9 protein-coding genes are annotated in these 11,573 nt (G+C 66.7%); 4 read left to right on the top strand and 5 right to left on the bottom strand.

From position 1 onward, the window contains the following. Positions 1-23 precede the first annotated feature (23 nt). The 3 genes from CB0101_RS13000 to CB0101_RS13010 are packed head-to-tail and all read right to left on the bottom strand — an operon-like array spanning position 24 to position 3,093. Positions 24-872 (bottom strand): carbohydrate ABC transporter permease, encoded by an 849-nt coding sequence (locus tag CB0101_RS13000; RefSeq protein ID WP_010303646.1) that lies wholly within the window; start codon positions 870-872, stop codon positions 24-26. Further along, a complete protein-coding gene (locus CB0101_RS13005; RefSeq protein ID WP_010303649.1) occupies positions 872-2,512 on the bottom strand; it encodes a 2-isopropylmalate synthase in 1,641 nt (546 codons plus the stop codon). The genes CB0101_RS13000 and CB0101_RS13005 overlap by 1 nt, the downstream gene beginning before the upstream one ends. 53 nt (positions 2,513-2,565) lie before the next feature. Beyond that, positions 2,566-3,093 carry an NYN domain-containing protein gene (locus tag CB0101_RS13010; protein ID WP_010303652.1) on the bottom strand — a complete coding sequence of 176 codons (528 nt, stop codon included), beginning with the start codon at positions 3,091-3,093 and terminating at the stop codon, positions 2,566-2,568. A gap of 66 nt (positions 3,094-3,159) precedes the next feature. Between CB0101_RS13010 and CB0101_RS13015 the strand changes: the two genes are divergently transcribed. Both CB0101_RS13015 and arsS read left to right on the top strand, forming a co-directional pair. Further along, positions 3,160-4,770 carry a glycoside hydrolase family 57 protein gene (locus CB0101_RS13015; protein WP_010303654.1) on the top strand — a complete coding sequence of 537 codons (1,611 nt, stop codon included), beginning with the start codon at positions 3,160-3,162 and terminating at the stop codon, positions 4,768-4,770. 14 nt (positions 4,771-4,784) lie between these two features. After that, on the top strand, positions 4,785-5,807 hold the full coding sequence (gene arsS / locus CB0101_RS13020) for an arsenosugar biosynthesis radical SAM (seleno)protein ArsS (protein ID WP_010303657.1): 1,023 nt from the start codon (positions 4,785-4,787) through the stop codon (positions 5,805-5,807). Here arsS and crtL read toward each other — a convergent pair. Both crtL and gyrA read right to left on the bottom strand, forming a co-directional pair. Next, entirely contained in the window at positions 5,797-7,053 is a 1,257-nt protein-coding gene (gene crtL, locus CB0101_RS13025) for a lycopene beta cyclase (RefSeq protein WP_029552724.1), read from the bottom strand. The two genes, arsS and crtL, sit on opposite strands and share 11 nt — an antisense overlap. Continuing rightward, a complete protein-coding gene (gyrA, locus tag CB0101_RS13030) occupies positions 7,046-9,694 on the bottom strand; it encodes a DNA gyrase subunit A (protein ID WP_043716927.1) in 2,649 nt (882 codons plus the stop codon). The genes crtL and gyrA overlap by 8 nt, the downstream gene beginning before the upstream one ends. Positions 9,695-9,739: 45 nt before the next feature. Between gyrA and CB0101_RS13035 the strand changes: the two genes are divergently transcribed. Both CB0101_RS13035 and CB0101_RS13040 read left to right on the top strand, forming a co-directional pair. Beyond that, positions 9,740-10,882: a homocysteine biosynthesis protein gene (locus tag CB0101_RS13035; RefSeq protein WP_029552725.1), complete on the top strand. Its 1,143-nt coding sequence runs from the start codon at positions 9,740-9,742 to the stop codon at positions 10,880-10,882. A gap of 53 nt (positions 10,883-10,935) precedes the next feature. Further along, a complete protein-coding gene (locus CB0101_RS13040) occupies positions 10,936-11,556 on the top strand; it encodes a CAAD domain-containing protein (protein WP_010303666.1) in 621 nt (206 codons plus the stop codon). Positions 11,557-11,573: the final 17 nt, after the last annotated feature.

The following is an 11,573-nucleotide window of genomic DNA, read 5'->3' on the forward strand; positions in this document are numbered from 1 at the left end:
TGGAGCGGGCGGTGGCGGCCGCTTCAGCCTTTCACGGCATCGCCACTGGCGCTGGGCAGGATGTACCGCTGCAAGCCGATGAACAAGGCCAGAACCGGCAGGATCGACACCACCGCACCGGCGGCCACAAGGCGCCAATCCAGCGAGAAGCTGCTGGCCAGTTGCTGCAAGCCCAGGGGCAGGGTGTAGAGATTCGGGTCGTCGAGGATCACGAGCGGCCAGAGGAAATCACTCCAGGTGCCGATGAACACGAACATCGCCAGGGTGATCAGATCGGCGCGGGCTGCCGGAATCATCACGTTCCACCATTCACCCAGGGGGGTGCAGCCATCGATGCGAGCCGCCTCTTCCAGCTCCACGGGCACCCCGGCAAAGCTCTGCCGCAGCAGAAAGATGCCGAAGGCGGTGGCGGCCTGGGGAATGATCAGCGCCCAGAGGGTGTTGCGTAGCCCCAGCTGCACCATCAGCAGATAGAGCGGGATCATCACCACCTGGAAGGGGATCAGGATCGTGGCCACCACCAGAGCCAGCACCAGGCCGCGCCCAGCGAAGCGCATCCGCGCCAGCGGGTAGGCCGCCAGCGAGCAGAACAGCAGATTGGCCAGCACCGCCAGGCCGCTCACGATGGCGCTGTTGCGGATGTAGCCGAGCATCGGGTTGTCGGCGAATAACCGCTGATAGGCCTCGAGGCTGGGCTGACTGGGCAGCAGAGCCGGCGGCGAGGTGAAGATGTTTTCGGCCGGTCCCTTGAGGGAGGTGCTCACCAACCAAAACAGCGGCACCAGCATCGCCACCGCGATCAGCAACAGCAGGGCCAGTTGCAACCCACTAGCCAGCAGGCTGCGGGGCCGACCGCTCGCAGGTTGAGCCATCAGAGGCGCGGACGCTCAGCCGGGGCGAGATCACCCACCGGCAGAGGAGCCTTCTGGGGGTGCAACGGCGAGCGTTGCGTGCCAGCCACCAGGCGATTCAGCGCATTCACAAACGCCTGAGCTGCAGCCACCACGATGTCGGTGTCGGCGGCATGGCCGGAGTAGAGCACGCCATCAGCCCGCAGGCGGATGGTCACCTCACCCATGGCATCGATGCCCTCAGTGACCGACTTCACCGAAAACTCCACCAGCTCATTCGGCACCCGTGCCAGCTGATTGAGGGCCTGGCACACCGCATCCACAGGGCCAGTGCCGATGGCAGCTTCGGTGAGCTCAGCACCATCACCATTCACCAAGGTGACCGTGGCGGTGGGCTGCAGGTTGGTGCCGGTGCTCACCTGCACCAGCTTGAGGCTGTAGCGCGCTTCATCCTGCTGCTGCACCTGCTCGCTCACGATCGCTTCGAGATCGCGATCACTGATCTCACGCTTGCGATCGGCCAGCTCCTTGAAGCGGGCGAAGGCATCGTCGAGATCGTCGCGCTCGAGGGTGTAGCCGAGTTCCTCCAGGCGAGCGCGGAAGGCGCTGCGGCCACTCAACTTGCCGAGGGAGATGCGGTTATCGGCCAAGCCGATGGTGCGCGCATCGATGATTTCGTAGGTGAGGCGGTTCTTCAGAACACCGTCTTGGTGGATGCCGCTCTCATGGGCGAAGGCATTGGCGCCCACGATCGCCTTGTTGGGCTGCACCGCCATGCCGGTGAGATTGCTCACCAGGCGTGAGGTTTTGTAGATCTCCTCGGTGCGCACCCCCGTCAGGGGCTCGGTGCTGTCTGCAGGGCGGCCCAGGAAGGGGTTGTAGTAGCTGCGGCGCACGTGCAGCGCCATCACCAACTCCTCGAGGGAGGCGTTACCGGCGCGTTCGCCGATGCCATTGATCGTGCACTCGAGCTGGCGAGCGCCGTTCTTCACCGCCTCGAGAAAATTGGCGACAGCCAGGCCCAGATCGTTGTGGCCGTGCACGGAGATCACGGCTTGATCGATGTTGGGCACATGGCGGTTGATGCCATCGATCAGGGCACCAAATTCCGTCGGGGTGGCGTAACCCACCGTGTCGGGGATGTTGATCGTGGTGGCGCCAGCGGCAATGGCGGCCTCGATCACCTGATACATGAACTCCGGATCGGAGCGGCCGGCGTCCTCGCAGGAGAACTCCACGTCGTCGACGAGGGAGCGGGCATAGGCCACCATCTCGCCGGCGATCTGCAGCACCTCGGCGCGGCTCTTGCGCAGCTTGTGCTCCAGATGAATGTCGCTGGTGGCGATGAAGGTGTGGATGCGCTTGTTGACCGCCGGAGCCACCGCTTCAGCGCAGGCCTTGATGTCGCCCTTGGCCGCCCGGGCCAAACCGCAGATCACCGGCCCATCAGCCGTGCCCACCGTGGCGGCAATGCGCTGCACGGCATTGAAATCGCCGGGGCTGGCAAAGGGAAAACCGGCCTCGATGATGTCGACGCCCAGGCGAGCCAGCTGCTGCGCGATCGCCAGCTTTTCCTCCAGGTTGAGGCTGGCGCCAGGGGACTGCTCCCCATCACGCAGGGTGGTATCGAAAATCAATACCCGGCCGGGATCGCGGGCCATGACGGCTACAAGTCGGAATGGTTATGAGTTAGGCCCATCCTAGGGCTGAGGGCTCAGCTGCGGCCAAAGGCCGCCTGCTGGTGCTCGGTTTTCTCCAGCTGCGGCCGCAGCTCCGCCAGATCGAGGAAGCGATCGGCGGCGTTGCGCAGCTCCCGGGGCACCATGCCATCGGTGCTCACCAGCACCACCTTCAGGCCTTTGATCCGCAACACCTCCACCAGGCGCTCCAGGTCGCGGCTGCCGCTCAGCAGCCATACCTCATCGGTGCGGTGGGCGACCGCCAGTAGGTCGATCGCGACCTCCACATCGAGATTGGCGCGGGCGAACTGGCGCTGATCCGCCTCACCACCCACCTCCCGCAGGGGCTTCGTGCGCACGGTGAACCCCAGGCTGGTGAGGGCATCGCGGAACGGCCGCTGGTCGGTGGGGTCTTTGAGGCCCGTGTACCAGAAGGCGCTGCTGATCTCCACACCGGGCGTCGCCGTGGCGTAGGCGAGCAGTCGGCGGGGGTCGAAAAACCAGCCCAGCTTCTGCTGCACATAGAACATGCTGTGGCCGTCGACCGCCAGAGCCAGCTGCATCGCTGCCAAATCGCTGGCTTGAGACTAAAAGCAGCGCGTAAAGTCGCCCCACTCTGAGCTGGGTCCTTGGCCAGCGGCGCACTGGCTACGGAGAGCACCAGCCACGGCGAACTCGCCCTGGTGCTGCACGCGCATCTGCCCTACGTGCACTCCAGCGAACCGGGTTCGCTGGAAGAAGACTGGTATTTCCAGGCGCTGCTTGAGTGCTACCTACCCCTGCTGGACGTGCTGGAGACGGCCGCCGCCGATCCAGCCCAGCGCCCCCGGCTGAGCATGGGCCTCTCGCCCACGCTGCTCTCGTTGCTCAGCAGCCGCGCCCTCAGCGAGCGGTTCGTCCCGTGGCTGGCGGTGCGCCAGGAACTACTGCTGCAGGCCCCGGCAGGCTTTGAAGCCGCCGCCGCCGATCTCGCCCAGCAACTGAGCAGTGCTTCAGCGGCATGGCAACGCTGCAACGGCAACCTGCTGCCGCGCTTCCAGCGCTTGCAACAAGCTGGGGTGCTGGATCTCCTCACCTGCGCCGCCACCCACGGCTACCTGCCGCTGCTGCGCGATTCCCCCGAAGCCGTGCGGGCTCAATTGCTCACCGCCGTGCGCGAACACCAGCGGTTGCTGGGGGTGCGGCCCCAGGGCATCTGGCTGCCGGAATGCGCCTACTACGAAGGCCTCGATCGGCTGCTGGTGAGCTGCGGCCTGCGCTACGCCATCCTCGACGCCCACGGCCTGCTGCATGGCCAACCCAGGCCTCGCTACGGCGTGTATGCCCCCATCTGCACCCCAGCGGGGATGGCCTTCTTCGGGCGAGACAGCGAATCCACCCTGCCGGTGTGGAGCGCCCGCGATGGCTACCCCGGGGATGCCAGCTACCGCGAATTCCACCGGGATCTGGGCTGGGATCTCCCCGAGGGCGAACTCGAACAGCGCGGCATTGGCTGCCGCCGGCCCCTGGGCCTGAAGCTGCACCGGGTGAGCAGCCGCGACTGCGGCCTCGATGCCAAGCAGGCCTATGAGCCAGCCGCCGCCCATGCCAGCGCCCAGCGCGATGCAGCGCACTACCTGCAAGGACGGGCCCGGCACTTGCAGCACCTACAGAACGCCATGGAGCGTCCACCACTGCTGGTGGCCCCCTTCGATGCCGAACTGTTTGGCCACTGGTGGTTTGAAGGCCCGCGCTTCCTGGCGGAACTGTTCCGCCAGGCACCCGCCAGCGGCGTGGGGCTCGCCACCCTGCGCGACACCCTTACCCGCGGCGACAACCTGCAGCTCTGCCAGCCCTCCCCCTCCAGCTGGGGGCAAGGGGGTTATCACAACTACTGGCTCAACGACAGCAACGCCTGGATCATCCCCGAGTGGAACCGAGCCTCACGGGCGATGGTGGCGCGGGTGAGCCGCGGCGTGGGCAGCGAGGAGGCGCGGGAGCTGCTCAACCAAGCGGGCCGGGAACTGCTGCTGGCCCAGAGCTCCGATTGGAGCTTCATCCTGCGGGCCGGCACCACCACCGAACTGGCGCGTGAGCGGATTGAACGCCATCTGGGCCGTTTCTGGCAGCTGCTGGGCGCCATCGACAGCGGTGAGCCGCTCCCGCAGGGCTGGCTCGAGGCCGTGCAGGCTGAAGACGGCCTGTTCCCGTTGATCAACGCCGCCGACTGGGCGCAGATCCCCACCACACCGGCCGGCTGACGCCACTGCCATCCATGCCTCGATCGCCCGCCCTTTCGCCAGCTGAACAGCTGCAGCTGTTGGAGCAGGCCCTGCCTGAGGCGCTCGAGTTCCCGCAGCATCTCGCCGGCGAGGGGCTGGCGCTGCCGCTGCGCGGCCCGCTGCGGGTGCTGCAGCTCAACCTGGGCAAGCTCTGCAACATGCGCTGCAGCCACTGCCATGTGGATGCCGGCCCCCATCAGGGCCACACCCAGATGGCGGATGCGGTGGTGAACCAGTGCATCGCCGCGATGGAGCGCCTGCGGCCAGCCGTGGTGGATCTCACCGGTGGTGCGCCGGAGCTGCACCCGCGCTTTCGCGATCTAGTGCGGGCAGCGCGCCAGCAGGGTTGCCATGTGATCGATCGCTGCAACCTCACGGTGCTGCTGCTGCCGGCACTCAGCGATCTGGCGGCATTCCTGGCCCGGGAGCAGGTGGAAATCGTGGCGAGCCTGCCCCAGCCAGAAGCAGAGAGCACCGATGCCCAACGTGGCGATGGCACCTGGGAGGCTTCGATCCAAGCCCTGCAGCAGCTGAATGCGCTCGGCTATGGCCAGGGTGATCCCAAGCGGCAGCTCACCTTGATGAGCAACCCCGAGGGCACCCGCCTGCAGCAGCTCACCCCCTGCGACACGGCCGCCTGGAAACGGCGCCTGCAGGAGCTGGCGGGGGTGCAGTTCGATCAGCTGATCGGCCTCAACAACATGCCGATCGCCCGCTTTCTCGAGCAGCTGCAACGCGATGGCCACGTGAACTGCTATCTCAAGCTGCTGCAGGGCGCCTTCAACGCCAACGCCCTCGACGGGCTGATGTGCCGCGACACCCTCTCGGTGGCGGCCGATGGTCGGCTCTACGACTGCGACTTCAACCAGATGCTGGAGTTGCCGCTGGCTGGTGACGCCTCCACGATCGAGGCGATCACCCTGGAACAGCTCCAAAACAGAGCGATTCGCTGGGGCAACCACTGCTATGGCTGCACCGCCGGCCAGGGCAGTTCCTGCGCTGGGGCTACGGCCTAAGCATGCGCAGGCCCAGCTGCAGCTCGCTGCCCTGCATCCCCATCAGCCCAGCCTTCACCGCGAGGGGTGCCGTGATGAACAGCCTCACCATGGCGGCAATGAGCTGAGGGAGGCTGAGGGTGTTGGTGAGGAAGCCATACCACTGCTCCCGCGGCAGGCCGAAGAACGTGCGGAAATGAGCGCGGAGCTGCGGCTCCGAAAAGCGCATCAACTTCTCGAGGCCAAAGCGATAAAGCGCGTGTTTGCGTTGCAGCTCCAGCGGCCAAAGCGCTTGCCAAGCCGTACAGGCCAACTGATCCGCCGAAGCATCGCGCTGCTGCAGCCCTGTGGCGATCGCCTCAGCCAAGGCCGGCGCGCGCCGCAGCAGCGCCCCCACCATGTAGCCCGAGGCAGGATGCACCATCGCGGCTGAGCCGCCGAAGCCCACCACCCGCTGCTGCAGATCCGGCAAGGGCAAATTCATCGGGAAGAGGCAGAACTCCTCGTGCTGCACCTCCTCCACGGTGATGCCGCGCAGGGCGAGCCGGCGCAGCAAGCGGTCCTTGAGCACGTCGTAAGGAACCGCAGGAGCGAGCGCGAGCGACGTTTCCTCCGCAAAAAACACCCCCTCACCGAAATCCATCGCGTAAAGGAAGGTGGGTGGACCGCAGCGCTGCTCCGCCTCGCTGAGGTGATCACAGCGGTAATCCATCAGCACAAACTGCCCCGGATCCACAGGCGGCGCTGAAAAACGGCCCACGATTCCGTAGGCCGCCTGCCCCGCCACAGGGCCTTCATCAGGGCGCGTCACAAACGGGGAGTGGTGGCCACTGGCATCAATCACCAGCCGGGCAGCGAGCCGCTCGCCTGCGTCGGTGATCACCACCGAGCCTTGCGGGTCGTGGTCGATCGAGGCCGCCCGACCGAGATGCCACACCAGGCCAGCCTGCTGACACGGTTGCCACCAGTGCTGCTGCAGGGCGGTCTTGTCGAAGAGGCCGTAGTCGATGCCGTGTTGAACGGCGGGGCTGGCGAGCCGATCGCCGAAATAGCTGCGGGTGTCGCGCCAGCGATGGCCGAGGAGATGGCCCAAACCGAGGGCATCCACTTCCGGGCCCCAGATGCCATAGGTGTTCGGCCAGGGCGCTGCGGGATCGTCAGGCGCCAGCCCTTGCACTGCAACGCCCCGCTCAGCAAGAGCGGCGGCGATGCAGAGGGCCGCCGGACCGGCCCCGATGACGACAACGTCGTGCCTGGAATCAGGCATCCGGCGCTGCACTGTCTGCAGCAGCTGGGGCTTCGAGGCCCTCGAGCTCGTCTTCTTCCTCCGGAGCCGGTGGCACCAGCACCACCTCTGAAAGGCGATCGCCGGAATCCAGGCGCTGCAGGCGCACGCCGGTAGCCGCTCGCGACTGTTGCGGCACCGCGTCAGCCTGCATGCGCACGATCACGCCCTTCTCGCTCACCAGCAGCAGTTCCTCTCCGGCGCCGAGCACCTTCAGACCCACCAACACATCGCCATCGCGGCGGAACTTCATGCAGCGCAGGCCCATGCCAGCCCGCTTCTGCAGGCGGAACTGATCCACCGGCACCCGCTTGCCGAGGCCGCTGGCGGAAGCCACCAGCACCCAGGGCCCCTCGCTGGGGGGCACCTCTTCGGTGTCTTCTTCATCGGCGGCAGCACTGCTGCTTTCCACCCGATCGGCGAGCTCCACCGGCAGCACATCCATGCTCACCAGCTGATCGCCGGGGCGCAGATTCATCGCCCGCACGCCGCGAGCGGTGCGGCCCAGGGGCCGCAGCTCCTCATCGCTGAGGCGGAAGTGAATCGTCATCCCGTTGCGGGAGCCGATCAGCAGGCTGTCGCCGGGCTGGGCGAGACGAACCCAGGTGAGGGCATCGCCTTCTTCCAACGAGATCGCAATCAGACCGTTGGAGCGGATGTTGGCGAAGGCCGAGAGGCGGGTGCGCTTGATGTAACCGCCGCTGGTGAGCATCACCAGCACCGCGTCTTCGGCGAATTCACTCACCGCCAGTAGAGAGGTGATCTGCTCTTCGCGCGGGATCGGCAGCAGCTGCACGATCGGCGTGCCTTTAGCGGTGCGGCTGCACTGCGGCACCCGATAGGCCGGCACGGTGTACACCACACCGCGGTCGGAGAACAGCAGCAGCGAATCGTGGTCGTTGCAGCTGATGAACAGCCGCACCGCCTCTTCGCCCTGGCTGCGGGTGCCGGCCTTGCCACGGGTGCCGCGGCTGGTGGCTTCGAATTCGCTCACCGGCATCCGCTTGAGATAGCCGTTCTCGGTGAGCAGCACCACCGAGCGCTCGTTGGCGATCAGGTCGATGTCTTCAAGGCCGCCTTCCACATCGAGGATCTCGGTGCGGCGGGGGGAGTCATAGCGGGAGCGCAGCACTCCCAGCTCTTCGGTGATCAGCGCCAGCACCCGCTCCTTGCGGGCCAGGATGTCTTTGTAGTCGGTGATCTTGGCGAGCAGATCCTCGTGCTCGAGGCGGATCTTGTCGGCCTCGAGAGCGGTGAGGCGCCGCAGCTGCATCTGCAGGATCGCGTCAGCCTGGATCTCACTGAGGCCGAACTGCTCGATCAGCTGGGCTCGGGCAGTGGCGGTGTCAGCAGCGCTGCGGATCAGGGCGATGATGGCGTCGAGATTGTCGAGCGCAATCAACAAGCCGAGCAGGATGTGGTCGCGCTCTTCGGCTTTGCGCAGCAGATAGCGGGTCCGGCGCTCAATCGTCTCGACGCGGAAGTCGAGGAACACCTCGAGCATCTTGCGCAGGGTGAGCAGCACCGGCTCGCCCTTCACCAGCGCCAGCATGTAGGCACTGAAGTTGCTCTGCAGCGGCGTGAGCTTGAACAGGTTGTTGAGCACCACCTGCGGGTAGGCATCGCGCCGCAGCTCGATCACGATGCGCATGCCGTCGCGATCGGATTCGTCGCGGATGTCGGCGATGCCTTCGAGCTTCTTGTCGTTCACCAGCTCGGCGATGCGCTCGATCAGCGCCGCCTTGTTGGTTTGATACGGAAGCTCGGTGATGATCACCGCATCGCGATCCGGGCGGCCCTTCGCTTCGATCGTTTCGATCGAGGCCACACCACGCATCGTCACCGAGCCGCGGCCGGTGGTGTACATCTCGCGGATGCCGCTGCGGCCGAGGATCTGGCCGCCGGTGGGGAAGTCGGGCCCGGGGATGAGCCGCATCAGCTCACGGTCTTCGAGCTCCGGGTTCTCGATCAGCGCCAGCAGGCCATCGATCAGCTCTGTGAGGTTGTGGGGAGGGATGTTGGTCGCCATCCCCACGGCGATGCCGGTGGAGCCGTTGAGCAGCAGCTGCGGGATGCGCGAGGGCATCACCGTGGGTTCCTGCTGGGAACCGTCGAAGTTGTCGATGAAATCGACGGTTTCGCACTCGATGTCTTCGAGCAGGCTGTCGGTGGTGAGCGCCTGCAGCCGCGATTCGGTGTATCGCATGGCGGCGGGGGGATCGTTATCCACCGAACCGAAGTTGCCGTGGCCGTCGATCAACGGCATGCGCATGGAGAAGTCCTGCGCCATCCGCACCAGGGCGTCATACACCGCGGTGTCGCCGTGGGGGTGGTACTTACCGAGCACCTCACCCACCACACGAGCGCATTTGCGGTAAGGCCGATCGCTGGTGAGGCCCAGCTCGTACATCGCGTAGAGGATGCGGCGATGCACCGGTTTGAGGCCGTCGCGGGCATCGGGCAAGGCCCGGCCCACGATCACGCTCATCGCGTACTCCAGGTAGGAGCGCGACATTTCGTTCCGAAGGTCGGCCTGGATGATGCGGCTATCGGAATCGCCTGGGCCACCAGATCCGTCACCACCCCCGGGTGTCAACGCGCCGGGTTCGGTTGGATCCGCCATTCGACAGGACTTTGATTAGAACGCATTTTATCGGTTGTTGCGCCTGTGTCTGCCGCCCGCGGGGATGCACCCGTCCGAAGCGAGTCTGAGCTGATCGCTTTGCAGCAGCGCGGCGATCTGCGGGTGTGCACGGCTGAGCGCTTTCGCGCGCGCGTCGCCGAGCACGGCCTGCAGGAGGCCTTTCGCCAAACCCATGTGGTGGCGGCGGGAGAGGCCGGTTTCACCGCACAGGCCTCCTTGGTGCTGCACCTCGGGCCGAGCGATCCACCGATGCGGATCGAACGCGGCCGATTGGGATCCGCCGAAGCCGGCGGCGGCCATGGCAACACCGACTTGGTGCTGCCGATGCAGGGCGGCGGCGCCGCTGCCCTTGAGGCGTTGCTGCTGGGGCAGCGCCTGCCCTTCAGCGCCAGCGGCCTGGCCAGCCCCCAGCACCCCCGTCAGGAGCTGGAAACGCAACTGTCTTTGGCGGAGATCGGCGCAGGCCAGCTGTTGCTGCACCGCGCCATCGCTGAAAACGGCGTGGTGGCGGTGAGCAGCCGCGATGGCCTCACCCCCACCCCCTGGGGCCCCGTGCTGGGCCCGCTGGGCAGCGCCCTGTTCAGTTGCGGCGGGGCCGGCAGCATCGGGTTCACCATGCCTGGCCTGCACGCCCTGGGCCCCGGCTCACCGGTGCTGGTAGCCGGCGCCGTGGGCTGGGTGAGCGGGGCTGGTGCCGGCCATCAGCCCCAGGTGCGGCGCCAAGCCAGCGGCCATGCCCTGAGCCCTGGGGCGAGCTGCGCGGTGAGCGTGGATCTGCACGGCTTGGAGCAGCGCTGGATCCGCGCTTGCCACCAACGGCAGGAGGGCAGCGGCCTGCTGGTGGCCGTGGCGGCGCCGGTGCCGCTGCTCAATCTCTCAGCGGCCCGCCAGGCAGCCTGCACCCACGCTCAACTGCAGGCGCCAGTGCTGGATTACGGAGTCCCGCGCCGGGTGCGCCCCAGCCTGGGCAGCGTGAACTACGCCGAGCTCTTGAGCGGCGAACTGGTGTTGGGCGATCAGCGCCTGCGCTGCGCACCGGCCCACAGCCCTCGCTTGGCTGAGGAGATGGCCCTCGAGCTGTGCGAGCGGCTATGCAGCGGCCGATTCCCAATCCACCTGCCGCTGGTGGGCCTGCCGCAACGCCCGGCACTTGTGCCCCTCGAGTAAACGAGGCAGGAAATCGGCCGTAAGCTCCCCGGCTGAAGCACTTGCCCCCGACCATGGCCGACGCTGCTGATCTCAAGCCCGAAAGCGAGCAGCAGAGCGAACCCGTGGTGCAAGCAGCCGAAGCAGCCCCTGCGGACACCACGGCAGCTGAAACAGCTGCCGCCGAAGCGCCCAGCGCGGAGACCACACCGGTGGAGACCCCGGTCGTTGCCGCCGCCGAGACGGCCGCCGCAGCTGAGCCCACACCTCCCGTCGTCGAGCCGGCCCCCGCAGCAGTCCCCCTGGAGGTGCCCACCGTGGCGAGCACGATCGAGGTACCCGCCAGCCCGCAGGTTCAAGCTCCCGCCACCGATCAAGAGGGTGGCGAATGGGATCTGCTGGTGGAGAAAGTGCGGACCTGGATCAGCAGCGGGCAACTGCAGGAGCAGTGGCAGGCCGCTCGCACACCGCTGAGCCTGCTGGCCGGATTGATTGCTCTGCTGCTGGTGCTGCGGGTGTACTCCGCCGTGTTGGGCGTTCTGGAGAGCATTCCGCTTCTGCCCGGGCTGCTCGAGCTAGCGGGCCTGGTGGCGGTGGTGCAGTTCAGCCTCAGCCGCCTGGTGCGCAGCAACGACCGCCACGAGGTGATCGAGGGCGTGAAGCAGCGCTGGAAGAGCTTCCGCGGCCGCAGCTAACCCGATCTCCACAGAGG

The organism is Synechococcus sp. CB0101 (assembly GCF_000179235.2).
GTDB lineage: Bacteria > Cyanobacteriota > Cyanobacteriia > PCC-6307 > Cyanobiaceae > Vulcanococcus.